At 70.3% G+C, this 24,173-nt stretch carries 27 protein-coding genes; 22 read left to right on the plus strand and 5 right to left on the minus strand.

The window, feature by feature from the left end:
• Positions 1 to 7: 7 nt before the first annotated feature.
• From glmS to ICW72_RS19745, 14 genes are all read left to right on the plus strand, one after another.
• Complete coding sequence (gene glmS, locus ICW72_RS19680; RefSeq protein WP_191084217.1) at positions 8 to 1,831, plus strand: glutamine--fructose-6-phosphate transaminase (isomerizing); 1,824 nt, start codon at positions 8 to 10, stop codon at positions 1,829 to 1,831.
• Between the two features lie 133 nt (positions 1,832 to 1,964).
• On the plus strand, positions 1,965 to 3,050 hold the full coding sequence (locus tag ICW72_RS19685; protein WP_191084218.1) for a TRAP transporter substrate-binding protein: 1,086 nt from the start codon (positions 1,965 to 1,967) through the stop codon (positions 3,048 to 3,050).
• Positions 3,047 to 3,538: a TRAP transporter small permease subunit gene (locus ICW72_RS19690; RefSeq protein WP_223880707.1), complete on the plus strand. Its 492-nt coding sequence runs from the start codon at positions 3,047 to 3,049 to the stop codon at positions 3,536 to 3,538. Before ICW72_RS19685 ends, ICW72_RS19690 begins: the two co-directional genes overlap by 4 nt.
• A gap of 15 nt (positions 3,539 to 3,553) precedes the next feature.
• The gene (locus ICW72_RS19695) at positions 3,554 to 4,879 is read left to right on the plus strand and encodes a TRAP transporter large permease (RefSeq protein ID WP_191084219.1); all 1,326 of its coding nucleotides are present in this window, start codon (positions 3,554 to 3,556) and stop codon (positions 4,877 to 4,879) included.
• Positions 4,880 to 4,948: 69 nt separating this feature from the next.
• Entirely contained in the window at positions 4,949 to 6,331 is a 1,383-nt protein-coding gene (gorA, locus tag ICW72_RS19700; RefSeq protein WP_191084220.1) for a glutathione-disulfide reductase, read from the plus strand.
• Between the two features lie 68 nt (positions 6,332 to 6,399).
• Entirely contained in the window at positions 6,400 to 7,782 is a 1,383-nt protein-coding gene (locus ICW72_RS19705; protein ID WP_191084221.1) for a class II 3-deoxy-7-phosphoheptulonate synthase, read from the plus strand.
• A gap of 5 nt (positions 7,783 to 7,787) precedes the next feature.
• Positions 7,788 to 8,918 carry a beta/alpha barrel domain-containing protein gene (locus ICW72_RS19710; protein WP_191084222.1) on the plus strand — a complete coding sequence of 377 codons (1,131 nt, stop codon included), beginning with the start codon at positions 7,788 to 7,790 and terminating at the stop codon, positions 8,916 to 8,918.
• Positions 8,919 to 8,954: 36 nt separating this feature from the next.
• Positions 8,955 to 10,619: an NAD+ synthase gene (locus ICW72_RS19715; protein WP_191084223.1), complete on the plus strand. Its 1,665-nt coding sequence runs from the start codon at positions 8,955 to 8,957 to the stop codon at positions 10,617 to 10,619.
• On the plus strand, positions 10,616 to 10,990 hold the full coding sequence (locus ICW72_RS19720; protein ID WP_191084224.1) for a hypothetical protein: 375 nt from the start codon (positions 10,616 to 10,618) through the stop codon (positions 10,988 to 10,990). The genes ICW72_RS19715 and ICW72_RS19720 overlap by 4 nt, the downstream gene beginning before the upstream one ends.
• 7 nt (positions 10,991 to 10,997) lie before the next feature.
• Positions 10,998 to 12,332 carry a glutamate--tRNA ligase gene (gltX, locus tag ICW72_RS19725; RefSeq protein WP_191084225.1) on the plus strand — a complete coding sequence of 445 codons (1,335 nt, stop codon included), beginning with the start codon at positions 10,998 to 11,000 and terminating at the stop codon, positions 12,330 to 12,332.
• A gap of 115 nt (positions 12,333 to 12,447) precedes the next feature.
• Positions 12,448 to 13,860, plus strand: coding sequence for a cysteine--tRNA ligase (gene cysS / locus ICW72_RS19730; RefSeq protein ID WP_191084226.1), 1,413 nt, complete (start codon positions 12,448 to 12,450; stop codon positions 13,858 to 13,860).
• A gap of 49 nt (positions 13,861 to 13,909) precedes the next feature.
• Positions 13,910 to 14,671 (plus strand): RNA methyltransferase, encoded by a 762-nt coding sequence (locus ICW72_RS19735; RefSeq protein ID WP_191086347.1) that lies wholly within the window; start codon positions 13,910 to 13,912, stop codon positions 14,669 to 14,671.
• Entirely contained in the window at positions 14,661 to 15,059 is a 399-nt protein-coding gene (locus tag ICW72_RS19740) for a carboxymuconolactone decarboxylase family protein (RefSeq protein ID WP_223880708.1), read from the plus strand. The genes ICW72_RS19735 and ICW72_RS19740 overlap by 11 nt, the downstream gene beginning before the upstream one ends.
• 73 nt (positions 15,060 to 15,132) lie before the next feature.
• The gene (locus ICW72_RS19745; protein WP_191084227.1) at positions 15,133 to 15,528 is read left to right on the plus strand and encodes a carboxymuconolactone decarboxylase family protein; all 396 of its coding nucleotides are present in this window, start codon (positions 15,133 to 15,135) and stop codon (positions 15,526 to 15,528) included.
• Positions 15,529 to 15,567: 39 nt separating this feature from the next.
• Here ICW72_RS19745 and ICW72_RS19750 read toward each other — a convergent pair whose 3' ends face one another.
• Genes ICW72_RS19750 through ICW72_RS19760 form a run of 4 tightly spaced genes read right to left on the minus strand, consistent with a single transcriptional unit; the run spans position 15,568 to position 18,477 of the window.
• Positions 15,568 to 16,119 (minus strand): ComF family protein, encoded by a 552-nt coding sequence (locus tag ICW72_RS19750; RefSeq protein WP_332308950.1) that lies wholly within the window; start codon positions 16,117 to 16,119, stop codon positions 15,568 to 15,570.
• Positions 16,038 to 16,334, minus strand: coding sequence for a double zinc ribbon domain-containing protein (locus tag ICW72_RS21260; protein WP_332308951.1), 297 nt, complete (start codon positions 16,332 to 16,334; stop codon positions 16,038 to 16,040). The genes ICW72_RS19750 and ICW72_RS21260 overlap by 82 nt, the downstream gene beginning before the upstream one ends.
• On the minus strand, positions 16,328 to 17,863 hold the full coding sequence (locus tag ICW72_RS19755) for a rhodanese-like domain-containing protein (protein ID WP_191084228.1): 1,536 nt from the start codon (positions 17,861 to 17,863) through the stop codon (positions 16,328 to 16,330). The genes ICW72_RS21260 and ICW72_RS19755 overlap by 7 nt, the downstream gene beginning before the upstream one ends.
• A complete protein-coding gene (locus ICW72_RS19760) occupies positions 17,863 to 18,477 on the minus strand; it encodes a cysteine dioxygenase family protein (protein WP_191084229.1) in 615 nt (204 codons plus the stop codon). The genes ICW72_RS19755 and ICW72_RS19760 overlap by 1 nt, the downstream gene beginning before the upstream one ends.
• A 67-nt stretch (positions 18,478 to 18,544) precedes the next feature.
• On the opposite strand from ICW72_RS19760, the gene ICW72_RS19765 reads away from it, so the two are divergent.
• Positions 18,545 to 19,423 carry a methyltransferase domain-containing protein gene (locus tag ICW72_RS19765; protein WP_191084230.1) on the plus strand — a complete coding sequence of 293 codons (879 nt, stop codon included), beginning with the start codon at positions 18,545 to 18,547 and terminating at the stop codon, positions 19,421 to 19,423.
• Positions 19,424 to 19,667: 244 nt separating this feature from the next.
• Here ICW72_RS19765 and ICW72_RS19770 read toward each other — a convergent pair whose 3' ends face one another.
• Positions 19,668 to 20,120, minus strand: a complete 453-nt coding sequence (locus tag ICW72_RS19770; RefSeq protein ID WP_191084231.1) for a GatB/YqeY domain-containing protein — start codon at positions 20,118 to 20,120, stop codon at positions 19,668 to 19,670.
• An 86-nt stretch (positions 20,121 to 20,206) separates the two neighbouring features.
• On the opposite strand from ICW72_RS19770, the gene carA reads away from it, so the two are divergent.
• From carA to ICW72_RS19805, 7 genes are read left to right on the plus strand one after another with little or no spacing between them, the layout of a single operon-like run.
• Positions 20,207 to 21,580 (plus strand): glutamine-hydrolyzing carbamoyl-phosphate synthase small subunit, encoded by a 1,374-nt coding sequence (carA, locus tag ICW72_RS19775; protein ID WP_191084232.1) that lies wholly within the window; start codon positions 20,207 to 20,209, stop codon positions 21,578 to 21,580.
• A 23-nt stretch (positions 21,581 to 21,603) separates the two neighbouring features.
• Complete coding sequence (locus ICW72_RS19780) at positions 21,604 to 22,362, plus strand: SDR family NAD(P)-dependent oxidoreductase (RefSeq protein WP_191084233.1); 759 nt, start codon at positions 21,604 to 21,606, stop codon at positions 22,360 to 22,362.
• Positions 22,363 to 22,364: 2 nt separating this feature from the next.
• Positions 22,365 to 22,739, plus strand: a complete 375-nt coding sequence (locus tag ICW72_RS19785) for a hypothetical protein (protein WP_191084234.1) — start codon at positions 22,365 to 22,367, stop codon at positions 22,737 to 22,739.
• A gap of 4 nt (positions 22,740 to 22,743) precedes the next feature.
• On the plus strand, positions 22,744 to 23,382 hold the full coding sequence (locus ICW72_RS19790) for a LysE family translocator (protein WP_191084235.1): 639 nt from the start codon (positions 22,744 to 22,746) through the stop codon (positions 23,380 to 23,382).
• Positions 23,382 to 23,648, plus strand: a complete 267-nt coding sequence (locus ICW72_RS19795; protein ID WP_191084236.1) for a hypothetical protein — start codon at positions 23,382 to 23,384, stop codon at positions 23,646 to 23,648. The genes ICW72_RS19790 and ICW72_RS19795 overlap by 1 nt, the downstream gene beginning before the upstream one ends.
• Entirely contained in the window at positions 23,645 to 23,914 is a 270-nt protein-coding gene (locus ICW72_RS19800) for a hypothetical protein (protein WP_191084237.1), read from the plus strand. Before ICW72_RS19795 ends, ICW72_RS19800 begins: the two co-directional genes overlap by 4 nt.
• A complete protein-coding gene (locus ICW72_RS19805) occupies positions 23,911 to 24,171 on the plus strand; it encodes a hypothetical protein (protein WP_191084238.1) in 261 nt (86 codons plus the stop codon). Before ICW72_RS19800 ends, ICW72_RS19805 begins: the two co-directional genes overlap by 4 nt.
• Positions 24,172 to 24,173 lie beyond the last annotated feature (2 nt).

The following is a 24,173-nucleotide window of genomic DNA, read 5'->3' on the forward strand; positions in this document are numbered from 1 at the left end:
GAGGCCCATGTGCGGAATTGTCGGTGTGGTCGGGCGCGAGGCCGCCGCCCCCCGTCTGCTGGACGCGCTGCGGCGCCTGGAATATCGCGGCTATGACAGCGCGGGCATCGCGACCCTGACGGGCGGGCAGATCGAACGCCGCCGCGCCGAGGGCAAGCTGCAGAACCTCGGCGCCGTGCTGGAGGCCACCCCCCTCGATGGCACCACCGGCATCGGCCACACGCGCTGGGCCACCCATGGCGCGCCCATCGAGCGCAACGCCCACCCGCACGCCACCCTGCGCGTGGCCGTGGTGCACAACGGCATCTTCGAGAACTACGCCGAACTCCGCACGGAGCTGGAAGGCAAGGGCTACGTCTTCGAGACCGAGACCGACACCGAGACCTTCTGCAAGCTGGTGGACTGGCACCTGGTGCAGGGCATGCCCCCGCGCGAGGCCGCTTCCGCCGCGCTCTCGCGCGTGCATGGCGCCTTCGCGGTGGCCATCATGTTCGCCGGCCACCCCGAGATGCTGGTGGTGGGCCGCCACGGCGCGCCGCTGGCCGTGGGCTATGGCGAGGGCGAGATGTTCGTGGGCTCCGACGCGCTGGCGCTGGCCCCGCTGACGCGCCGCATCGCCTATCTGGATGAGGGCGACCACGCGGTGCTGACGCCCACCGGCGCGCAATTCTACGACGCCGATGGCGCGCCGACGCAGCGGGCCATCCGCCTCAGCGCCGTCTCGGGCGCGGCCATGGGCAAGGGCAATTATCGCCACTTCATGGAGAAGGAACTCCATGAACACCCGGCCGTGCTGGGCGACACGCTGCGGCAATATCTCGACCCGGCCACGCTGGGCGTGAACCTGCCCAATCTGCCCTTCGACATCCGCGATGTGCCGCGCCTCACCATCACCGCCTGCGGCAGCGCCTTCCTGGCGGGGCTGGTGGGGCGCTACTGGATCGAGCAGCTCGCGCGCATTCCCGTGGATGCGGATGTGGCGAGCGAGCTGCGCTACCGCGACCCGCCCTTGCCCGAGGGCGGCGCCGCCCTGCTGATCAGCCAGTCCGGCGAGACGGCGGACAACCTCGCCGCCATGAAGATGCTGCGCGCGCGGGGCCAAAAGATCCTCTCCATCGTGAACGTGCCCGAGAGCAGCATGGCGCGCGAGAGCGATGCCACCGTGCTGACGGTGGCCGGGCCGGAAATCTCGGTCGCCTCCACCAAGGCCATCACGGCGCAGCTGGCGGTGCTGGCCTGCCTCGCCATCGGCTTCGGCCGCGCGCGCGGGACGCTCTCGCCGGAGGAGGCCGCGCGGCTGTCCACCGCCCTGCTGGAGGTGCCCGAACACGCCGCCGCCGTGCTGGCGCAGGACGCCGAAATCCGCGCCCTGGCCGCCGAGGTGGCGGTGGCGCGCGACGTGCTCTTCATCGGCCGTGGCGCGCTCTATCCCATCGCGCTGGAAGGTGCCTTGAAGCTGAAGGAGATCAGCTACATCCACGCCGAGGGCTATGCGGCGGGCGAGATGAAGCACGGCCCCATCGCGCTGATTGACGCCTCGGTGCCGGTCATCGCGCTGTGCCCCTCGGGGCCGCTTTACGAAAAGACCGCCTCCAACCTGCAGGAGGCCGCGGCGCGCGGCGGGCGCATCATGGCCTTCACCGATGCCGCCGGCGCGCCGGCGCTGCGCCGCTTCGCCGAGCGCGTGGTGGTGCTGCCCGATGCCGACCCCTTCAGCCAGCCCATCCTGCACGCCATCCCGGTGCAGCTGCTGGCCTATCATGTGGCGGTGCTGAAGGGCACGGATGTGGACCAGCCGCGCAACCTGGCCAAGAGCGTGACGGTGGAATAGGCACAACGCCAACAAACAGGGCAGGGGGCTGCGCCGGGCCCCCTGGATTGCCCGGAATTCGCCCTTGGCGGCGGCGCGGTCCTGAACAATTGGTCTCCCGGAACGGACATCCTGTCCCGGCCGGAGAGAGCACATGAACCGTCGCTTGATGTTGGGCGCCGCCGCGGGCGGCATCGCGGGCAGCCTCGCCACCCCCGCCGTCGTCACCGCGCAGACCACCTTCAACTGGCGCATGACGAGCTTCTACGGCCCCCAGGCGGCCTTCTACTCCACTGGCCCGGGTTCCGCGCGCGACCTGATTGATCGCATCCAGCGCATGTCCAACAACCGCATCCGCATCCAGTTCTTCGGCGCGGGCGAACTGATCCCGGCTGCCGAGGGCTTCGACGCCGTCAGCGCCGGCATCGTCGAGATGAACTACGCCAACGCCTATTTCTGGACGGGCAAGACCTTCGCCGCGCAATACTTCACCGCCGTGCCCTTCGGCCTGAACTTCCAGGGGCTGAACGGCTGGATGTATGATGGCGGCGGCCTCGACCTCTGGCGCGAGGTCTATGACCGCTTCAACCTGGTGCCCTTCCTCTGCGGCAACACGGGCGTGCAGATGACGGGCTGGTTCCGCCGCCCCATCAACTCCGTCGAGGATCTGCGCGGCCTCAAGATGCGCATCCCGGGCCTGGCGGGCCGCGTCTATCAGGCGCTGGGCGTGGATGTGCGCCTGCTGCCGCCGGGCGAGCTGTTCCCCGCGCTGGAACGCGGCGTGATTGATGCCGCCGAATTCGTGGGCCCCTATCTCGACCGGCAGCTCGGCCTGCACCGCGTCGCCAAGCACTACTACACGACCGGCTGGCACGAGACGGCCACGGCCTCCGAGCTCACCATCAACAAGGCCGCCTGGGCGCGCCTGCCCAATGACCTGAAGGCCATCGTGGAAAACGCGGTCGCCGCCTGCAACGTGATCTCCGAGGCCTGGTGCCAGAAGAACAATGCCGACGCGATGGAGGATTTGATCCGCAACCACGGCGTCGAGGCGAAGGAATTGCCGGACGCCGTGGTGGCCCGCCTGCGCGAGGAGAACGCCAAGGTCCTGGAAGCCGCCATCGCGCGCGATGCCGTGACGCGCCGCGTCCATGAAAGCTACATGGCCTACAAGGCGCGCTTCGACGCCTGGTCGCGCTATTCGGAAGTGCCCTACCACAACAAGATCCGCGAAGCGTGAACCGCGCCGCCGACACGCTGGAGGGGGTGGTCGAATGGCTCGGCCGCCTTTCCGCCGTGGCCCTCATCGGGCTGGTGCTGGTGATGGCGGGCAATGTGCTGCTGCGCTACGGCTTCTCCGCCGGCAGCGTCTGGGCGCAGGAGCTGGAATGGCACCTGATGTCGCCCATCGCGCTGCTGGGGGCCGCCTGGGCGTTGAAGCATGGCGAGCATGTGCGGGTGGACGTCTTCTACGCCCGCATGAGCGAGGTGTGGCAGCGGCGGGTGGAATTCCTCTCCTGCCTCGCCGGGCTGCTGGTCAGCCTTGCCGTCATCTGGCTGTCCTGGCGCTATGTCATGCAGTCCTGGATGCAGGGCGAGGGCTCGGCCAATCCGGGCGGCATTGATGCGCGCTACATCCTGAAGGGCTTCATTCCCTTGGGCTTCGCGCTGCTGGCACTGCAATTCACCGCGCTTCTTCTCCGCCTCGCGCCGCAATTGCGGCGCTGACACCGGAAACTCCCCATGCCGATCCAGGAAATCTACGCCATCGCCATGCTGCTCGCCTTCTTCGGGCTGCTGCTGGTGGGGGTGCCGGTGGCGCTGACGCTCGCCATCTCGGGCTTCGTCTTCGGCTGGCTGGGCTTCGGGCCCATGCTGTTCAACCTGCTGCCGGCGCGCATCTACGGCGTGGTGACGAACTACACCCTGCTGGCCATTCCCCTCTTCGTCTTCATGGGCGTCATGCTGGAGAAGTCCCGCCTGGCGGAAGACCTGATGGCCGTGGTGGGCCGCCTCGCGGGCAATCTGCGGGGCGGGTTGGCGCTCGGCGTCGTCTTCGTGGGCGTGCTGATGGGGGCTACCACGGGCATCGTGGGGGCCACGGTGGTGACGCTGGCGCTGCTGGCGCTGCCGGCCATGATGCAGCGCGGCTATGACCGGGGGCTCGCCTGCGGCGTCATCTGCGCCTCGGGCACGCTCGGGCAGATCATCCCGCCCTCGCTGATCCTGATCCTGATGGCGGACATCATGAACCTCTCGGTCGGTACGCTCTTCGCCGCCGCGGTGTTTCCGGGCCTGCTGCTGGCCGGCATGTTCGCGGCCTATGTCATCATCCTCGGCATGGTGCGGCCCGACATGGCGCCGCCCGTGCCGGCCGAGGAACGCGCGCTGATCGATACGCGGCAATTGCTGCTGCGCCTGCTGCGCGTGGTGCTGCCGCCGGTGGGGCTCATCGTGGCGGTGCTGGGTTCCATCATCGCGGGCATCGCCGCCCCCACCGAGGCGGCGGCCATGGGTGCCTTGGGCGCCGTGCTGGTCACCGCCCTGGGCCGCCGCTTCAACGCCACCCTGCTGTGGGAAAGTGCCGCCGCCGCCGCGCGCATCACGGCCATGATGATGTTCGTGCTGATCTGCGCGCAGGTCTTCGCGCTCGCCTTCCGCGGCCTGCGCGGCGAGCAATTGGTGGAGGACCTCTTCGCCTTCCTCCCCGGCGGCGTGAACACCGACATCCTCTTCATGCTGCTGCTGATCTTCGTGCTGGGCTTCTTCCTGGAATGGATCGAGATCTCCTACATCGCGGTCCCCCTCTTCCTGCCCATCTTCGCGAGTTCCGGCGTGGACCCGGTGTGGCTGGCGGCGCTGATCGCCGTGATGCTCCAGACCTCCTTTCTCACCCCGCCCTTCGGCTGGGCGCTGTTCTTCCTGCGCGGCGCTGCCCCCCCCGAGATCACCACCGGCCAGATCTACCGCGGTGTGCTGCCCTTCGTGGCCCTGCAGATCCTGGCGGTGGGGGCGGTCTTCGCCTTTCCCGCACTGGCCACCTGGCTGCCGCGCGCCATCGGCTGGTAGCCCCGGTTTCATTGCCGCGACGGAGCGCCTACATGGGCGGGGTCACGCAACGGCCCAGGAACCCCGCCCATGCCCCATGATTTCGACCTCTTCGTCATCGGCGGCGGCTCGGGCGGGGTGCGGATGGCCCGTATCGCGGCGGGCCATGGCGCCCGCGTGGCGGTGGCCGAGGAACGCTTCTGGGGCGGCACCTGCGTGAATGTCGGCTGCGTGCCCAAGAAGATCATGGTCCAGGCCGCCGAATATGGCCGCTGGGCCGAGGACGCCGCCGCCTTCGGCTGGGACATCGCCAAGGGCGCGCATGACTGGGCCAAGCTCGCCGCCGCGCGCGATGCTGAAGTCACGCGCCTGTCCGGCATCTATGGCCGCCTGCTGCAAGGCGCGGGCGTGACCAGCTTCGACGCCCGCGCCACCTTCGAGGACGCGCACACCCTGCGCGTGGGCGACCAGCGCGTCACCGCCGAGCGCATCGTGGTCGCGACCGGTGGCCGCGCCACGCGGCTCGACATTCCGGGCGCCGAACTCGGCCTCATCAGCGATGACCTCTTCACCCTGCCCAGGCTGCCGAAGAAGGTGGCCATCCTGGGCGCGGGCTATATCGCCCTCGAATTCGCGGGCCTCCTGCACGGGCTGGGCGCGGAGGTGGAGGTCTTCCACCGCTCCGCCCAGGTGCTGCGCGGCTTCGACAATGATGTGCGCCTCTGCCTGACGGAAGCCATGACGGCCCAGGGCATCCGCATGGAGGGGGGCGTGAACGCCACGCGCCTCTCGCGCCTCGATGACGGCCGCATCCTCCTCAGCCTCTCCAACAACGGCACGCGGGATGTGGACGCGGTCTTCTTCTGCACCGGCCGCAGCCCCAACACCGAGGGGCTGGGGCTGGAGCGCGCGGGGGTGAAGGTGGCGGAAGGCGGCGCCATCCCGGTGGACGAGGACCACGCGACCAACATCCCCCACATCTACGCCATCGGCGACGTGACGGACCGGCTGAACCTGACCCCCATGGCGACCGCGGTCGGCCACGCCCTGGCCGACACCCTCTATGGCAACAACCCCCGCCGGGCGAGCTACGAGAACGTGCCGACGGCCATCTTCACCTCGCCCCCCGTGGGCACGGTGGGGCTCTCGGAGGAGGAGGCCGCGCGCCGCGGCCCGGTGGACATCTACCTCACCCGCTTCACCCCCATGCGCCACACCATCACCAAGCGGGACGGCATGCGGGTGATGATGAAGCTGGTGGTCTGCCAGCAGAGCCAGCGCATCCTGGGCGCGCACATGGTGGGCGAGGATGCGGCCGAGATCATGCAGGGCATCGGCATCGCCGTCCGCATGGGCGCCACCAAGGCGGATTTCGACCGGACCATCGGCATCCACCCCACGGCGGCCGAGGAATTCGTGACGCTGCGCACACGCACGCGTGTCGCGGGGGTCACCGCTGACGCGGCGGAATAGGCCCAGAGGTAGCCACGCGCCCGGGCCTGTCCTAGTGTCATGGACCTTTCTTCACTGGAGTGACGGCCATGGCGCGTGAATGGCGCCCCGATTCCTGGCGGCAAATGCCCATCCGGCAAGTGCCGGACTATCCCGACACGGCGGCCCTCGCCGCCATGGAAGCCAAGGTCAAGACCTTTCCGCCGCTGGTTTTTGCAGGCGAGTGCGAGCGATTGAAGGCCGCGCTCGCCGAAGCTGCCCAAGGCCAGGCCTTCGTCCTCCAGGGGGGTGATTGCGCCGAAAGCTTTGCCGACTTCCATGCCGACGCCATCCGCGACAGCTTCAAGGTGCTGCTGCAGATGGCGGTCGTGCTGACCTTCGGCGCCGGCATGCCGGTGGTGAAGCTGGGCCGCATGGCGGGGCAGTTCGCCAAGCCCCGCAGCAGCGATGTCGAAACCCAGGATGGCGTGACGCTCCCCTCCTACCGGGGCGACATCATCAATGGCGCGGCCTTCACGCCCGAGGCCCGCGTGCCCGACCCCGCGCGGATGGAATTCGCCTATCTGCAATCGGCCGGCACGCTGAACCTTCTGCGCGCCTTCGCCACCGGCGGCTTCGCCGATCTGCACCAGGTCCATCGCTGGAACCTCGACTTCGTGGCGCGCTCGCCGCTGGCCGACCAGTATGAGGGCCTGTCCAACCGGATTGATGAGACGCTGCGCTTCATGGCCGCCTGCGGCATGAACAGCGACAACGCGCCCCAAATCCGCGAGACGGCCTTCTACACCAGCCATGAATCGCTGCTGCTGCCCTATGAGGAGGCGCTGACCCGCCAGAGCAGCACCCACCACCGGACCTATGCGTGCAGCGCGCATTTCCTCTGGATTGGCGACCGCACCCGCCAGCCGGACGGCGCGCATGTGGAATTCCTGCGCGGGGTGGCGAACCCCATCGGCATGAAGGTCGGCCCCTCCATGGAGGCGGGCGAGCTGGTGCGGCTCACCGAAATCCTGAACCCGCGCAATGAGGCCGGGCGCCTTACCCTCATCTCCCGCATGGGGGCCGAGAAGGTGGAGACGAAGCTCGCCCCCCTGGTGCGCGCGGTGCGCGAGGCCGGCCGCCAGGTGGTCTGGCTGTGCGACCCCATGCACGGCAACACCACCACCCAGAACGGCTACAAGACCCGCAGCTTCGACGCCATCCTGGACGAGGTGCGCCGCTTCTTCGACGTGATGGCGGCCGAGGGCGCCCATGCCGGCGGCGTGCATGTCGAGATGACGGGCCGCGACGTGACCGAATGCGTGGGCGGCGCGCAGAAACTCACGGCGGCCGACCTCTCGGCCAACTACGCCACCTTCTGCGACCCCCGGCTGAACGCCGAGCAGTCGCTGGAGCTGGCCTTCCTCATCGCCGAGGAATTGAAGGCCCACCGCGCCCGCCCCGAGCGCATCCCCGCCCGGGCCGCGCAGTAGCGCCCATGCGGGATGAGGAGATCGCGGGGCGGACCGACAGCTATTTCAACCGCACCCGCCGCATCGTCGAAAAATTCGGCGATGCCCGCGTCACCTACGCCGTCTTCCTGCGCCGGCCGGTGGTCTCGGCCCCCCGGCTGGCGGTGGAATTCCTCGAAGCCGTCTCGGCGCGGCGTGGCACACCCATCGAGATCGAGGTGAAATACCCCGAAGGGTCCTGGGTGGGGGCGGGCGACCCGTTGCTCTACCTCACCGGCTCCTTCGCCTGCCTGGCCGACCTTGAAACCCTCTATCTCCAGAAGCTGGGCCCGGCCTGCGTGGCCGCGCACAACGCCTACCAGATGTGCCTCGAACTGCCCGGCACCGCCTTCCTGGCCATGGAGGCGCGGCACTGCGCCGGCCAGGAGATGCAGGAGATGATGGCCTATGCCGCCAGCGTGGGCAGCGCCGCCGCGAAGCGGGAGGGCGCGCGCGGCTTCATCGGCAACGCCAATGACGCGACGGCGCATTGGTTCGGCGCCAAGGCCGGGCGCGGGACCATGCCCCATGCCCTCATCGGCTATGCGGGCTCCACTTTGCGCGCGGCCGAGATGTTCCACGCCACCTACCCGGACGACGATCTGACGGTGCTGGTGGATTATTTCGGCCAGGAGGTCACGGACAGCCTGGCCGTCTGCGCCCGCTTCCCCGAACTGGCGGCGGCGGGCCGGATGGCCGTGCGGCTCGACACCCATGGCGGCCGCTTCCTGGAAGGGCTCGATCCGGCCGAGAGCTATGCGGTGCTGGAACGCCACGCGCCGGCGGCCATCCGCCGCTATCGCAGTGAAACCGAGCTGCGCCACCTGGTCGGCACCGGCGTTTCCGCCGCCGCCATCTGGCGCGTGCGCGAGGCGCTGGACGCGGCGGGCTATCCCAAGGTCCGCATCGTGGGTTCCTCCGGCTTCGGGGTGGGCAAGTGCCGGGTGATGGCCGAGGCGCGCGCGCCGCTGGACCTGGTCGGCACCGGCAGCTTCATCCCCGACCTCTGGAGCGAGACCTACGCCACCGCGGACATCGTGGACTATGACGGGGTGGCGCGGGTGAAGGTGGGCCGCGAATTCCTGCTGCGGAAGAACGGGCAAAGGCGCGGGAGCTGAATTGACCGCGCCCCGCACCCTGCCTACTTCCACGCCATGACCCAGCGCCTCCGCATCGCCCTCGCGCAGATGAACCCCCATGAGGGCGCGCTGCGGACCAATGCCGCCAAGATCCGCCGCCTCCGCGCCGAGGCGGCCGCCCAGGGCGCGGACCTGCTGGTGACGCCCGAATTCAGCATCGCGGGCTACCCGCCCGAGGATCTGGTGCTGAAGCCCGCCTTCTACGACATGTGCGTGGCGGAGATCGAAGCCCTGGCGGCGGACACCGCCGATGGCGGGCCTGGCCTCATCATCGGCGGCCCGTGGAAGGATGGCGGGAAACTCTACAACGCGGCCTTCCTGCTCGATGGCGGGAAGATCGTGGCCCGCCGCGCCAAGCACGAGCTGCCCAATTACGGCGTCTTCGACGACAAGCGCGTCTTCGACGCCGGCCCGGCCCCCGGCCCCGTGGTGTTCCGCGGCACCCGCATCGGGCTGATGATCTGCGAGGATTGGTGGTTCCCCGCCGTCTCGGAAACCCTGGTGGAGAGCGGCGCGGAACTGCTGCTGGCCATCAACGGCTCCCCCTTCGAGCTGGACAAGAGCGAGGCGCGGATAGACCTCGCCGTGGCGCGGGTGGTGGAGACGGGGCTGCCCTTCGTCTTCCTGAACCAGAATTGCGGGCAGGACGAGCTGGTCTTCGACGGCGCCAGCTTCGTGCTGAACGCCGACCGCAGCCTGGCCGTGCGCCTGCCCTCCTTCACCGAGACCATGGTCGTCACCGATTGGGGGCATGAAGGGGAGGGGTGGCGCTGCGAGCCCCAGCCGCTCGCCGCGCCGCTCGGCCATGAGGCGCAGATCTACGCGGCCATGACGCTGGGCCTGCGCGACTATGTGGAGAAGAACGGCTTTCCCGGCATCGTGCTCGGCCTCTCGGGCGGCATTGACAGCGCCCTCTCCGCCGCCGTCGCCGCTGATGCGCTGGGGCCGGACCGGGTGCGCGCCGTCATGCTGCCCTCGCCCTACACCAGCGCGGAAAGCCTGGAGGATGCGGCGGAATGCGCCCGCCTGCTGGGCATCCGCTATGAGAGCGTGAACATCGGCCCCGCCATGGAGGCCTTCGCGGGCATGCTGGCGCCGGCCTTCGGCAACCGCCCGCCCGACATCACGGAAGAAAACATCCAGTCCCGCATCCGTGGCGTGACGCTGATGGCCATGTCCAACAAGTTCGGCGACATGCTGCTGACCACGGGCAACAAGAGCGAGATGAGCACGGGCTACGCCACCATCTATGGCGACATGTGCGGCGGCTATTCCGTGCTGAAGGATGTCTACAAGACCGACGTCTTCGCCGTCTGCCGCTGGCGCAACGCGAATGTCCCGCATGACGCGCGGGGCCCGCGTGGCCCCGTGATGCCCGACCGCGTGATCACCAAGCCCCCCAGCGCCGAGCTCAAGCCCGACCAGAAGGACCAGGACACCCTGCCGCCCTATGACGTGCTGGACGCCCTGCTGATGGGCCTCGTCGAGGAGGAGCGCGGCGTGGATGAGATGGTGGCCAAGGGCTTCGACCGCGCCCTGGTCCTGCGCGTCTGGCGCATGCTGGACCGCGCCGAATACAAGCGCCGCCAGGCGCCGCCCGGCGTGAAGATCGGCCGCCGCGCCTTCGGCCGCGACCGCCGCTACCCCATCACCAACGGCTTCACGGGGCTGATCGCATGAGCGAGGAATTGCTCGCCCCGCCGGAGGGCCTCGAGGTCCGCATCCTGGACCTCTCCGGCGCCAATGGCACGGAGCCGGTGGAGGTGGTGCGCGGCTTCACCTCGCTCGCCCACGCCAATGCCTTTGCCCGCCGTCGCGTGCGCGACAGTGTCGAGATCTGCCGCGCCCGCGGCATGACGCCCGAACAGGTGCGCGACGCCTGGTTCGCCTTCGGCGAGGATGCCGAGGTGGGCGGCGTGGAGGACGGCGCCTGGAAAAGCGCCACCGAACTCGCCCACTTCACCGCCACCCCCTGCCGCGACCGGGAGGAGCGCAACTGGCGCATGCTCGACCCCCGCGGCGACGCCGACGAAGACGACGGCGAGGAATAGGCCCCAGATGAAACTCCGCTTCGCCCCCTCTCCCACGGGGCATCTGCATGTGGGCAATGCGCGCATTGCCCTCGCCAACTGGCTCTTCGCCCGCAAATCCGGCGGCCACCTCCTGCTACGCCTGGACGACACCGACACCCAGCGCTCCCGCCAGGATTATGCCGAGGCGATCGAGGAGGACCTGCGCTGGCTCGGCCTCGACTGGGACGAGCTGGTCCGCCAGTCCGACCGCCTGGACCGCTACGCCGCCGCCGCCGAGGCGCTGAAGGCCTCAGGCCGCCTCTACCCCTGCCTCGAGAGCGAGGAGGAACTGGCGTACAAGCGCGAGCAGCAGCGCCGCGCCGGCCGCCCGCCCCTCTATGACCGTGCGGCCCTCAAGATGACGCCGGAGCAGCTTTCCCGCGCCATGGCCAATGGCAAGGTGCCGTATTGGCGCTTCAAGCTGTCCAACACCACGGTCGAATGGCAGGACCATGTGCTGGGCCGCCGCGCGGTGAAGCTTTCGGCCATCAGCGACCCGGTGCTGGTGCGCGCCGATGGCTCGCCCCTCTACACCTTCACCTCCGTTGTGGACGACCTGGACATGGGCATCACCCATGTGATCCGTGGCGAGGACCATGTGACCAACACGGGCATCCAGCTCGACCTCTTCGCGGCGCTGGGCGGTGATCCGCGCAAGCTGGCCTTCGCCCATCTGCCCCTGCTGACGGATGCCGATGGCGGGCCGCTGTCCAAGCGCATCGGCAGCCTCTCGCTGCGGCAGTTGCGGCGTGACGGGATCGAGGCCGCCTCCATCACCGGCTACCTGGCGGGGCTGGGCACCTCGCACGACCCCGCGCCGGGCGCCCCGCGTGACCTGCTGCCGGGCTTCAACCTCGGCGCCGTCTCCCATTCCTCGCCGCGCTTCGACCCGCGGCAGATGATGGGGCTGAACCGCAAGCTGCTGCACGCGCTGCCCTTCGCGGAGATCGCCCCCCGCCTGCCCGAGGGCGCCACCGAGGCCTTCTGGGACGCGGTGCGCGGCAATCTCGACACGCTGCCCGAGGCCAAGCACTGGTGGGAGGTGGTGCAGGGCCACATCGCGCCCATCCCCCAGCCGGACGAAGCCGAATACCTGGCCCACGCGCGCGAGAATCTGCCCCCCGAACCCTGGGACGACGCGACCTGGACCAGCTGGACCAACGCGCTCAAGGCCATCAGCGGCCGCAAGGGGAAGGGGCTGTTCCTGCCCCTGCGCCGGGCGCTGACCGGCGAGGACCAGGGCCCCGACATGAAGCAGCTTCTGCCCCTGATCGGCCGCGCGCGGACCGAGGCGCGGCTGGCGGCCTCGCTCCAGCCTTGAAACAAGGGCCCAAGCGGGCGCATAACCCCCGCATGGGCCAGAGCAAGACCTGTCGCTGACGACATCGCGCCACCTGCTGCGCGCCCGCCAGCCCATGCCCTCACGGATTTCCCAGATGCCCCAGCTTCGCTTCCACAACAGCCTGACCCGGCGCGAGGAGGCGTTCACGCCGCTCGATGCCGGCCATGTGCGCCTCTATGTCTGCGGCCCCACCGTCTATGACCTGGCGCATCTGGGGAACGCCCGCCCCGTGGTGGTGTTCGACGTGCTGGCGCGGCTGCTGCGGCGGCTTTATCCGCGCGTGACCTATGCGCGGAACATCACGGACGTGGACGACAAGATCAACGCCCGCGCCCGCGAGAGCGGCGAGCCCATCAGCGCCATCACGAGCCGCACCACCGCCGATTTCCACCGCGACATGGCGGCGCTGAACTGCCTGGCCCCCGATGTGGAGCCGACGGCGACCGGCCACATCGCGGAGATGATCGCGCTGACGGAAAAGCTGATCGCCCGCGGCCACGCCTATGCGGCCGAGGGCCATGTGCTGTTCAGCGTGGGCAGCTTCGCCGACTACGGAAAACTCTCCGGCCGCAACCAGGACGAACTCCTGGCCGGCGCGCGCGTGGACGTGGCCCCCTACAAGCGTGACCCCGGCGATTTCGTGCTGTGGAAGCCCAGCGACGCCGACACGCCCGGCTGGGACAGCCCCTGGGGCCGCGGGCGGCCTGGCTGGCATATCGAATGCTCCGCCATGTCCTGGCGCCATCTGGGCGAGACCTTCGACATCCATGGCGGCGGGCATGACCTGCTCTTCCCGCACCATGAGAACGAGGTGGCGCAATCCCGCGCCGCCTTCGGCACCCCCTTCATGGCCCACACCTGGCTGCACAACGGTATGCTGCTGGTGGATGGGGAGAAGATGTCGAAGAGCCTCGGCAACTTCCTCACGGTGCAGGACGTGCTGGCCCGCGGCCCCTGGGCGGGCGAGGCGTTCCGGCTGTTGCTGTTGCGCACGCATTACCGTGCGGCGCTGGACTTCACCCTCGTCGCGCTGGACGAGTGCAAGGCGGAACTGGACGATTTCTACGCCATGCTTGCCCGCCCCGCGCCCGAGGCCGAGGCGCCCGCCGCCATGGTCGAATGGGTGCTCGAACCCCTGCATGACGATTTGAACACGCCGCTGGCGCTCGCCCGCCTGCGCGACCTCCGCACGCTGGAAAACGTCGCCTCCGTCGGCGGCTCCCCCGCCGCCGTGCATGCCCGCACGCCCGCCCCCTGGGACCCGGCACCGGGCGAGGCGCGCGCCGCCATTCTCGAAGCCGCGCAAATTCTGGGCCTGCCCCTGCACGACGCCGCCGCTTGGCGCCAGGGTGGCGGCGATGCCGAGGTCGAGGCCGCCATCGCCGCCCGCCTCGCCGCCCGCGCCGCCAAGAACTGGAAGGAGGCCGACCGCATCCGCGACGACCTGAAGGCCCAGGGCATTATCCTGGAGGATGGCGCCGGCGGCACGACGTGGCGTAGAGCCTGATGCGTGAGGAAGGCGCCGCCCCCTTGTCGCGCCGGAGGGCGAGACGCCCATCATCGTCCTCGTCCGCCCGCAACTGCCCGAGAATATCGGCACCACCGCCCGCGCCATGGCCAATGGCGGCCTGTTCCACCTGCGGCTGGTGGCGCCGCGCGAGGGCTGGCCGAAGGAACGCGCCTGGGCCGCCGCCTCCGGCGCCGACCGCATCCTGGACGCCGCCACGGTCCACCCCACGGTGGACGACGCCATCGCCGATTGCCACCGCGTCTTCGCCACCTGTCCGCGCCCGCGCCATGTCATCATGCCCGTGATGACGGCCCGCGCCGCCGCCACCGAACTGCGCGGCCTGCGCGCCCGCAACCTCCGCACCGCCATCCTCTTCGGCCCCGAGCGCGCGGGGCTGGAGGCCGAGGACCTGGCCCGCGCCGACACGCTGGTGCGCTACCCGCTGAACCCGGAATTTTCGTCATTGAACCTGGCCCAGGCCGTCATGGTGCTGGCCTATGAATGGTGGGTGGCGGCCGATGAAACCCCGCCCGTGCGGCTGCAAACCCACAAGACCGGCGTCGCCACCCGCGACTCCCTCGAAAACTTCATGGGCCACCTGATCGCGGAGCTGGACGCCTGCGGCTTCCTGCGCAACGAAGCCAAGCGCCCCGGCATGGTGCGCAATCTGCGCCATTGGTTCACCCGTGGCGAAGTGACCGAGCAGGAGCTGCGCACGCTGCACGGCGTGGTGGCCGAGCTCTCGCGCGGCCGCATGCGCCATGGCCGCCCCGAACCCGACGCCTCAAGGACCCCCGATGACGACTGAAGACGAGGCCCACGCCACGCTGCGCGCCCGCGGCCGGCGGGAGATGCGCGAAATCCTGGGCGCGCCCTTCACCGAGGCGCATGACGCCGCGACCACGCCCTTCACCGCGCCCGTCGCCGCGCTGGTGGAGGAGATGGCCTATGCCAGCCTCTGGACGCGCCCGCATCTGGACCGCAGGCAGCGCAGCCTCATCACGCTGGCCATGCTCTGCGCGCTGAACCATCCGGAGGAGCTGCGCATCCATCTCGTCGCCGCGCTGAACAATGGCTGCACGGCGGAGGAAATCCGCGAGGTCTTCACCCATGCCGTCGCCTATTGCGGCTTCCCCTCCGCCATTGATGCGCTGCGCATGGCCGAGGCGGTGCTGAAGGAAGAGGGGAAGCTGTAGCGCCGTCACGTTTGCGCCATGGGCCGACCCGTGGCGAAATGACCCGGTGCGGTCAACGCCGGGAGGAACGAAGATGAACGAACAGGAAGCCCACGCCACGCTGCGCGCCCGCGGTCGGCAGGAGATGCGCGAAATCCTGGGCGCCGCCTACACCGACGCGCGCGACGCCAGCACCACCCCCTTCAACCAGGCCATCCGCGCCCTGTCGGAGGAGATGGCCTACGCCACCCTCTGGACCCGCCCGCATCTCGACCGCAAGCAGCGCAGCCTCATCACGCTCGGCATGCTGTGTGCGCTGAACCACCCGCACGAACTCCGCATCCATCTGGTGGCCGCGCTGAACAATGGCTGCACGGCGGAGGAGATCAGCGAGGTCTTCACCCACGCCGTCGCCTATTGCGGCTTCCCCGCCGCCATTGACGCGCTGCGCATGGCGGAGCAGGTGCTGAAGGAACAAGGCAAACTGTAAGCCTGGATCGGTGCGGCTGCTTCGCGCCGTCGGCGACGATCAGGCGCCCTCCATCCGCGGGTCCGGCACCCGCGCCGCCGCCAGCACATCCACCCGCGCCGCCCCGCCCGCCAGCAGGGCGCGGGCGCAGGCATCGGCCGTGGCGCCGCTGGTCAGCACGTCATCCACCAGCACCACCCGCCGCCCGGCCAACAGCCGCGCGGCGCCAGGCGCCAGCCCGAAGGCGCCTTCCAGCTCCATCGCGCGGTCGCGCGCGCCCATCTCGCCCAGGGGCCGCGTGCGCCGCAGCCGTCGCAGCAGCAGCGGCCGGTGCGGCACGCCCGACAGGCGTGACAGCGCCGCCGCCAGCAGCGCCGCCTGGTTGTGCCGCCGCGCGAAGAGGCGCCAGCGGTGCAGCGGCACGGGCAGCAGCATGTCGGCCTCGGCCAGCAATTCGCGCCCCGCGCGGGCCATGTGGCGGGCGAGGGGGCGGGCCATCTCCACCGCGTCGCGGTGCTTGAAGGGCAGGATCAGCGCCTTGGCGCCGGCGTCATAGCGCAGCGCCGCGCGGGCTGCGGTGAAGGCAGGGGGGCCTCGACGCAGGCCTCGCACCAGGCGCCGTCGGCCATGGGCGTGCCCATGCCCGCATGCGGGAAGGGCACCCCGCAACGCACGCAGAAGGGCGCCGAGACGAAGGAAAGCTTGCCGAAGCAGTCGGCGCAGAGCCCGCCCTGCGCCTCCACCGGGGCGTCGCAGGTCAGGCAATGGGGGGGCAGCAGCGCGTCCAGCGCGCCGATGCCCAGTCGCCGTAAGGCCCCCGCTACCAAGCCCCGAAGGGCGCGTCACCGTCGCGCGCCACCTCATGCACCAGGTCAATCTCCCAGGAGAGATAGGCGTGCATGGCCTCCTCGATGCCGCTGTTGCGGTCATAGGGGCGGAGGTACCAGTCCACACAGGCCTCGTCCGGCGGGTTCTGCCGGTCGGTGGCGAGGGGCAGGCCGGCGGCGCGCCAGGCGGCGACCCCGCCTTCCAGCACCCGGGCGCCCAAAGTCTCCGCCGCCGCCAGATGCGCCAGCAGCGGGTCGGGTGCGGTGATGACGACCGGCCCCGTGATCTCCGGCAGCCGCCCGCGCACCGCCCAGACGCTGCCCGGGATATGCCCGGCCCGGAAATCGATGGACCGCGCGAGGTCCACCACCGTCACCCCCGTCTCCTTCGCCAGCGCCTCCGGCGTCACGACGGGCGCCGAGGGCGTGTGCGTCAGCGAGGGCACCCAGGGCCCCGTCTCCAGCGCGCCCGAGAGCGGGTCGGTGACGACGAACACCTCCCACCCCCCCATCAACCGCAGCCAGGAGGCGCTCATCCGCGCGCGCACCGTGTCGTTGTCGGCCAGGATGACGCGCGCGCCCCGCACCGCGATCCATTGGTCGGTGGCCTGCACCAGCTGCCCGCCGGGCGCGTGGCGGAAGCCCGGAATGTGCCCGGCCGCGTATTCATCGAGTGCCCGCACATCCAGCGCATAGGTGGTGCGGCCAGCCTCGGCGCGCATGGCCTCGGCCTCGGCGCGGGTGCATTCGCGCACCCCTGTCCGGGCCGCGAAGGCCGTGGCGCGCTCCAGGGCCAGGGCGGCGGTGGCGGGCGTGCCGGGCGGGTAGCTCGCGCTCTGCCCGCGCGCGACCTGCAGCCCGGCCAGCTCCCACCCCATGGTGCCGTTGCGAAGTGCGACGACCTTGTTGGGCACGCCCGCCTGGCGCAGGCTCTCCGCGCCCATGATGCTGCGGGTGCGTCCCGCGCAATTCACCACGATGGTCGTCTCGGGGTTCGGCACCAGATCCGCGATGCGATAGGCCAGCTCACCGCCCGGCACGTTCACCCCGCCCGGAATGCTCATCCGCTGGAACTCGTCCATCGGCCGGCTGTCGAGGATGACGAGATCCGTCCCCGCCTTCACCAGCGCGTCCAGCTCCTTCGCATCCAGGCTTTCGGTGCCGTAGTGGTGCTCCACCCATTCGCCGAAGGCCTTGGAGGGCACATGCACGCCCGTGAAGACCACATAGCCCGCCGCCTCCCAGGCCGGGGTGCCGCCTTGCAGCACATGGACATCGGTCGCGCCGATGCCCTCCAGGAAGGCCGCGAGCTTCTCCGCATGACCCTCGCCGCCATCCACGCAGACCACCGTCGCGTCCAGCCGCGGCAGCAGCGCCCGTGCCCGGATCTCCCGCTTGGAGAGCGGGCAGGGGACGGCCCAGAACAAATGGCCATGGCCGAACTCGCCCTCCTCGCGCGCGTCGAGGATGGCCAGTTCGCGCCCCGCGCCGATCCACGCCTTCAGCGTGGCCGCATCCACCACTTGCATCAGCGGTCGGTGCCGGCGGTCGGCTTCATGAAGCTCTTGTTGTAGAAGCTGACCTCGCCGGTCTTGTCGTCGAAGGCGCGGCGGCCCTCCAGCTTTTCCAGCGCCAGCCCATACATGTGCAGGTGGCGCGTCGGCCGCTCGCCGGTGGTGTGGATGGAATGGATGTCCTCGGGCATCAGCGCGATGCCGCGGCCGGGCTCCACCATGATCTCCTCGCGCACGCGCATCTCGCAGCGCGCGGGGTCGGAGCCGTCATCCACGCGGTCATAGACCTTGTTCAGCTCCTGCCCGTCCACGGCGACGACCACGGCCCAGGTGGTGTGGTCATGCGGCTTGGTGGAATTGCCGGGGTTCAGCGCGTTCAGGTAGAGGGCGAAGCGGTTGTTGTCCTCCTCGCGCAGCAGATAGCGGTTGCTGCCCTTCTCGCCATTGGGCGGGGGCGGGAATTCGCTGGAGGGAAACAGGTGTTCCTGGGCGGCCAGTTGCAGCAGCTCGGCCTTGATGGCCTCCAGCGCCTCGCGCGTGACGCCCATGCGGGTTTCGATCTCGCGCACGCGGCCGACGGCGGCGGCGACGGCGGCGGTGCGGGCCGCCTTGACGTCCATGGTGTTCATGGCTCGGTTCCTCCTCGATGCGGCCCCGATGCTACCCCCGCTTGCGCCGGGGCGCCACGGGCCGCACATGAACTCGGTGGAAGCCGCACCCGAGATCTTCGACCGCACCCTGCTCGCCCGCCGCCGCGCCCGCGCGGCCCCGCGCGTGCACGAGGTGGCGCCCATCCTCGACGCCGCCGCCGAGATCCTGCTCGACCGCCTCGACGACACCACGCGCCGCTTCACCCGCGCGCTGGACCTGGGCGGGCGCGGCGCCGTGGCACCGCTTCTGGCCGCGCGCGGCATTCCCTTCGTGGTGTCCATGGACCTCGCCGCGCCCATGGCGGCCCGCGCGGGTGGCATGCCCATCGCCGCCGATGAGGAATGGCTCCCCTTCGCACCGCACAGCTTCGACCTGATCGTGGCCAGCCTCAGCCTGCACATGGTCAATGACCTCCCGGGCGCCCTGGTCCAGCTGCGCCAGGCCCTGGCGCCCGACGGGCTGTTCCTGGCCAGCCTGCCCGGCCTCGGCACGCTGCAGCCCCTCCGCGAAGCCCTCGCCGCCGCCGAGAGCGAAACCCGTGGCGGCATTTCGCCCCGCGTCTCGCCCTTTCCTGAACTGCGGGACCTGGCTTCCCTTCTGCAACGCGCGGGCTTCGCCCTGCCGGTGGCGGACCAGGACCGGCTTTCGCTGGAATGGCGCCACCCCATGGCCCTGGTGGCCGACCTGCGGGCGGCCGGCGAAACCAACGCCATCCGCGCCCGTGACCCCCGCACGCCACCGCGCGCCCTCTTCCCCCAGGCCTTCGCCACCCTGCCGCTGCGCCACGACGCCCCCATCCTGGTGATGACCGGCTGGGCGCCGCACGAGAGCCAGCAGAAACCCGCCCGCCCCGGCAGCGCCACCACCCGCCTGGCCGACGCCCTGGGCACCACGGAACACAAGGCGGGCGACCGGGCGGGGTAGGGGGCGCTCGGCGCCGCCGGGGAGGGCGCCGCCCTCCCCAGACCCCTCCCGCCGGGGGCCTTGGCCCTCGGAACCCGTCTCATGGCCATTTGCAGGGAGGGGCATGGTGCGTCCGTGACCACAGGCGCGCCTGTGACGCCCCTCCCTGCAAATGGCCATCACAGATGGGGTCAGGGGCCCATGGCCCCTGGCGGGGGTGGTCTGGCGGGGGCGGCAGCCCCTGCCAGCGGGCCCAGGCGCGCCCTTACCCGCCCAGTGCCGCCTTCACCAGCGGGCCGGCCTTGGCCATGTCCAGGCTGGCGGCGTGTTTGGCTTTCAGGGCGGCCATGACCTTGCCCATCTCCTTGATGGAGGCGGCGCCCGTTTCGGCCACGGCCTGCTGGACGGCGGCGGCCATGGCGGCCTCGTCCATCTGCTGGGGGAGGAAGGATTCGATGACGCTGATCTCGGCCTCTTCCTTTTCGGCGAGTTCCGGCCGGTTGCCCTGGCGGTAGAGTTCCACGGATTCGCGACGCGACTTCGCCATGCCCCGCAGCATGGCGATGATGGCGGCGTCATCCACCGGCGGGCCGGGGCGGGCGGCGATGTCCGTGTCCTTGAGCTTGGCCGTGATCATGCGGAGCGCCGCGGTGCGCGGCGCGTCCTTGGCGAGCATGGAGGTCTTGAGTTCGGCGGTGAATCGGTCGCGCAGGCTCATGGCGGGCTTCCTATGCGTGGAGGGTTTTTCCCAGGGCGTGTGATCTCGCCTTGAAGTGGGAAGTGATTTCCCACATAGTCTAGCCCATGCGCAGTGTGGAAGACATCCTCGCCCTCATGGGTGGGGCCGAAGCGGCCGCCGTAACCTGTCAGGTGGGCACCGAGGCCATCCGGAAATGGCGACAGGCCCGCGCCATCCCGGCCCGCCACTGGGCCGCGGTGATGCAGGCCACCGGCCTTCCGCTGGACGCCCTGCCTGGGGCACCCTCCTCCACGCCGCGCCCAACCAAGGAAACGCCGATGACCGAGACCGCCCCCGAAGGTGCCACCGCCGCGCTCGTGCTGGACGATGGCAGCGTCTTCTGGGGCCGCGGCTTCGGCGCCCATGGCACCGCGGTGGCCGAGATCTGCTTCAACACCGGCATGACGGGCTACCAGGAGACGCTGACCGACCCCTCCTACGCCGCGCAGATCATCGCCTTCACCTTCCCGCATATCGGCAATGTCGGCACCAACCCCGAGGACATGGAGGCGGCCAACCCCGCCTGCCGCGGCCTGGTGGTGAAGCAGGATCTGACCGAGCCCGCCAATTATCGCGCGACGGCGCATCTGCAGGACTGGCTGAAGCGCCACAACATTCCCGGCATCGCGGGCGTGGACACGCGGGCGCTGACCATCCGCATCCGCGATGGCGGCGCGCCCAATGGCGTGCTGGCCTATCCGGCCGATGGCCGCTTCGACATCGCGGCGCTGACGGCCCAGGCGAAGTCCTGGCCCGGCCTGGAGGGGATGGACCTCGCCAAGGATGTCACCGCCCGCCAGGCCTATGCCTGGGACGAGACGCGCTGGTCCTGGGGCACGGGCTTCGGCAAGCAGGAGGCCCCGCGCTTCCGCGTCGTGGCGCTGGACTATGGCGCGAAGCGCAACATCCTGCGCTGCCTGGCCGATGCCGGCTGCGCCGTGACCGTGCTGCCCGCCACCGCCACCGCCGAGGATATTCTCCGCGAGAAGCCCGACGGCGTGTTCCTCTCCAACGGCCCCGGCGACCCGGCGGCGACGGGCGAATACGCCGTGCCCGCCATCCGGGCGGTGCTGGAGCAGCGGATTCCCACCTTCGGCATCTGCCTCGGGCATCAATTGCTGGCGCTGGCCCTGGGCGCGCGCACCTACAAGCTCGATCGCGGGCACCGCGGCGCCAACCAGCCCGTGCAGGACCTCGCCACCGGCCGCGTCGAGATCACCAGCCAGAATCACGGCTTCGCGGTGGATGCCTCCACCCTGCCTTCCACGGCCAAGGTGACGCATATCAGCCTCTTCGACGGCAGCAATGAGGGCATCGCGGCCACCGACCGCCCGGCCTTCAGCGTGCAATACCACCCCGAGGCGAGCCCCGGCCCGAGCGACAGCCACTACCTCTTCCACCGCTTCGTGGCGATGATGGCGGAGGCCAAGGCGGCCTGAACCATCAAAGGGAGGGGTTTGCGATGTTCGACCTGTCAGGGCGCGTGGCCCTCGTCACCGGGGGCAATGGCGGCATCGGGCTCGGCTTCGCGCGGGGGCTGGCGCGCAATGGCGCCGCCGTGATGGTGGCCGGGCGTGACGCGGCCAAGAACGCGGCGGCCGTCACGGCGCTGGAGGAACTCGGCGCCACCGCTGCCAGCGTGGAGGTGGACGTCACCGACCCGGACTCGCTGAAGGCCATGGTGGCCCGCTGCGTGGAGGTGCTGGGGCGCCTCGACATCCTGGTGAACAATGCCGGCACCAATATCCGCCGCCCGCCCGAGCAGGTGACGCTCCAGGACTGGCACACGGTGCTGAACACCAACCTGACGAGTGCGATGTTCGCGGCCCAGGCGGCCTATCCGCACATGAAGGCGGGTGGCGTGGGCCGGGTGATCAACAACGGCTCCATGCTCTCCATCTTCGGCATGCCGCTGCATGCGGCCTATGCCTCGTCCAAGGGGGCGGTGGTGCAGCTGACGAAGTCCCTCGCCACGGCCTGGGCGAAGGATGGCATCACGGTGAATTGCGTGCTGCCGGGCTGGATTGACACCGACCTGACGCGCGGCGCCCGCCGCGACATTCCCGGCCTGGACGACAATGTGCGCGCCCGCGCCCCCGCCGGCCGCTGGGGCACGCCCGAGGATTTCGAGGGGATCGCGGCCTTCTACGCCTCCGACGCCGCCGCCTACATCACCGGCACATCCATCGCGGTGGATGGCGGGTATTCGATCCAGGGCTGATTATGGACCTGCCCGCCTGGATGCGCTTCGAGGAGCTGTCGGCCGCGCATCCGCGCGTGCTCTCGCTGCGCGCCACCGAGCAGTTCCTGCTGCTGGCCAGCTACAAGCTGTGGCGCGAGGATGTCTCGCCCATTGATGGCGCCGCACTCGACAAGCTCCGCAGCCGCCTCTCGCCACACCCAAGGCGGGAGCAGAACCTGCAATTCGGCCGCAACGTGCTGGAGACGGCGCTGGAACGCCTCAGCACCGCGGGGCTGATCGAGCTCGGCGAACACGGCCTCACCCCCGCGCTGCGCGCCGTGGACGAGATCGAACGCGCCATGGGCCAGGGCAAGCGCGACGTGGAGCCGATGCTGCGCCGGCTGCTGGAGGGCTGAGCGCATGCCCTCGCTCGACACGCTGCTGGTCTTCGCCGCCCTCTCGCTGGGGCTCGCCATCACGCCGGGGCCGAACATGCTCTACCTCGTCTCGCGCTCGCTCGCGCAGGGCACGCGGGCGGGGATGGTGTCGCTGATCGGCTGCCAGGCGGGGTCGCTCGCCATCATGCTCTGCGCGGCGGCGGGCATCACGGCCGCGCTGCTGGCCATCCCCTATGCCTGGGATGCGCTGCGGCTGGGCGGCGCGGCCTATCTGATGTGGCTCGCCTGGCAATGCGTGCGGCCGGGGGGCGAGCCGCTCTTCGCGCCCCGCGCCCTGCCGGCCGAGCCCGATGGGCGCCTGTTTGCCGTGGGCTTCGCCACCGCCGCGCTGAACCCCAAGGTGGCGCTGTTCTATGTGGCCGTGCTGCCGCCCTTCCTCGACCCCGCGCGGGGCGATGTGTTCGTGCAGGCGGCCATATTGGGCGCGGTGCAGATCGGGCTTTGCACGGCCTTCGACGCGGTGCTGGTGCGGGGTGCGGCGGCCACCGCGCGCTTCCTGGGCAGCAATCCGGGCTGGATGGCGGTGCAACGCTGGCTGCTGGGCGGCGCGCTGGCGCTGATCGCGGTGAAGCTCGCGCTGACCGATGGGCGGAGCGGCTGATGGCCGACACGCTGCTGACCCTCTTCGCGCTGGGCGCGCTGCTGGCGGGCACGACGCTGGTGGCGTTGGTGACCGTGATCGCGCTGGGCGGCTTCATCCGCCGGCGGAGTGCCGCCTTCGGTACCTCCATGCTCATGCTGGGACTGCTGCTGCACGCCATCGGCTTCGCACCACCGGGCAACCCCTGGCCGGTGGTGATCCTGGTGACCGTGTCGCACGGCATCGCGGCCCTGGTGCTGTGGTGGAAGGGCAGGGTGGCGCGATGAACGGTTTCCTTCTGGGGCTGATGGCGCTGGGCTATTCGGGCCTGGTGCTGTTCTGGATGGCGCATTCGCTGAAGAAGCTGATGCGCCCCATGCGCGCGGCCATCGTCGCCTTCGCCCTCTCCTGCACGGTCCACAGCGTGACCCTGCTGATGCTGGAGCCCGAGCACGTCTCCACCGCCCTGGCGCTCTGGGGCGTGCCGCATCTGCTGCTGCTGCCGGCCCTGCTGTGGTCGGCCTGGAAACAGGAAAAGGGGGGGCAAGCGTGACCCAGATTCTCATTATCCTGCAGGGGCTGCTCTACACGGGGCTGGTCGTGACCATGCTCTCGCGCGTCACGCAGCGGCGCTGGCCCGGCGCGCCGGGCATCCTGGCGGCGGCCGCGGCGTCGCTCGCCCTTCACCTGCTTCTGACATTGCTCATCCCCGCGCCCTGGCACGTCACCTGGTGGGTGTTCGTGATCCCGGGCCACATCCTCACCCCCGCGCTGCTGGTCTTCCTCGCGCGGCGCAACACAGGCGGCTGATC

The sequence above is a fragment of the Roseococcus microcysteis genome, assembly GCF_014764365.1.
Lineage (GTDB): Bacteria > Pseudomonadota > Alphaproteobacteria > Acetobacterales > Acetobacteraceae > Roseococcus > Roseococcus microcysteis.

What these genes read in the sequence shown, in the direction of transcription:
- glmS (WP_191084217.1), top strand. Translation starts at nt 8, where the DNA reads ATGTGCGGAATTGTCGGTGTGGTCGGGCGCGAGGCCGCCGCCCCCCGT.
- ICW72_RS19685 (WP_191084218.1), top strand. Translation starts at nt 1,965, where the DNA reads ATGAACCGTCGCTTGATGTTGGGCGCCGCCGCGGGCGGCATCGCGGGC.
- ICW72_RS19695 (WP_191084219.1), top strand. Translation starts at nt 3,554, where the DNA reads ATGCCGATCCAGGAAATCTACGCCATCGCCATGCTGCTCGCCTTCTTC.
- gorA (WP_191084220.1), top strand. Translation starts at nt 4,949, where the DNA reads ATGCCCCATGATTTCGACCTCTTCGTCATCGGCGGCGGCTCGGGCGGG.
- ICW72_RS19705 (WP_191084221.1), top strand. Translation starts at nt 6,400, where the DNA reads ATGGCGCGTGAATGGCGCCCCGATTCCTGGCGGCAAATGCCCATCCGG.
- ICW72_RS19710 (WP_191084222.1), top strand. Translation starts at nt 7,788, where the DNA reads ATGCGGGATGAGGAGATCGCGGGGCGGACCGACAGCTATTTCAACCGC.
- ICW72_RS19715 (WP_191084223.1), top strand. Translation starts at nt 8,955, where the DNA reads ATGACCCAGCGCCTCCGCATCGCCCTCGCGCAGATGAACCCCCATGAG.
- ICW72_RS19720 (WP_191084224.1), top strand. Translation starts at nt 10,616, where the DNA reads ATGAGCGAGGAATTGCTCGCCCCGCCGGAGGGCCTCGAGGTCCGCATC.
- gltX (WP_191084225.1), top strand. Translation starts at nt 10,998, where the DNA reads ATGAAACTCCGCTTCGCCCCCTCTCCCACGGGGCATCTGCATGTGGGC.
- cysS (WP_191084226.1), top strand. Translation starts at nt 12,448, where the DNA reads ATGCCCCAGCTTCGCTTCCACAACAGCCTGACCCGGCGCGAGGAGGCG.
- ICW72_RS19740 (WP_223880708.1), top strand. Translation starts at nt 14,661, where the DNA reads ATGACGACTGAAGACGAGGCCCACGCCACGCTGCGCGCCCGCGGCCGG.
- ICW72_RS19745 (WP_191084227.1), top strand. Translation starts at nt 15,133, where the DNA reads ATGAACGAACAGGAAGCCCACGCCACGCTGCGCGCCCGCGGTCGGCAG.
- ICW72_RS19755 (WP_191084228.1), bottom strand. Translation starts at nt 17,863, where the DNA reads ATGCAAGTGGTGGATGCGGCCACGCTGAAGGCGTGGATCGGCGCGGGG.
- ICW72_RS19760 (WP_191084229.1), bottom strand. Translation starts at nt 18,477, where the DNA reads ATGAACACCATGGACGTCAAGGCGGCCCGCACCGCCGCCGTCGCCGCC.
- ICW72_RS19765 (WP_191084230.1), top strand. Translation starts at nt 18,545, where the DNA reads ATGAACTCGGTGGAAGCCGCACCCGAGATCTTCGACCGCACCCTGCTC.
- ICW72_RS19770 (WP_191084231.1), bottom strand. Translation starts at nt 20,120, where the DNA reads ATGAGCCTGCGCGACCGATTCACCGCCGAACTCAAGACCTCCATGCTC.
- carA (WP_191084232.1), top strand. Translation starts at nt 20,207, where the DNA reads ATGCGCAGTGTGGAAGACATCCTCGCCCTCATGGGTGGGGCCGAAGCG.
- ICW72_RS19780 (WP_191084233.1), top strand. Translation starts at nt 21,604, where the DNA reads ATGTTCGACCTGTCAGGGCGCGTGGCCCTCGTCACCGGGGGCAATGGC.
- ICW72_RS19785 (WP_191084234.1), top strand. Translation starts at nt 22,365, where the DNA reads ATGGACCTGCCCGCCTGGATGCGCTTCGAGGAGCTGTCGGCCGCGCAT.
- ICW72_RS19790 (WP_191084235.1), top strand. Translation starts at nt 22,744, where the DNA reads ATGCCCTCGCTCGACACGCTGCTGGTCTTCGCCGCCCTCTCGCTGGGG.
- ICW72_RS19795 (WP_191084236.1), top strand. Translation starts at nt 23,382, where the DNA reads ATGGCCGACACGCTGCTGACCCTCTTCGCGCTGGGCGCGCTGCTGGCG.
- ICW72_RS19800 (WP_191084237.1), top strand. Translation starts at nt 23,645, where the DNA reads ATGAACGGTTTCCTTCTGGGGCTGATGGCGCTGGGCTATTCGGGCCTG.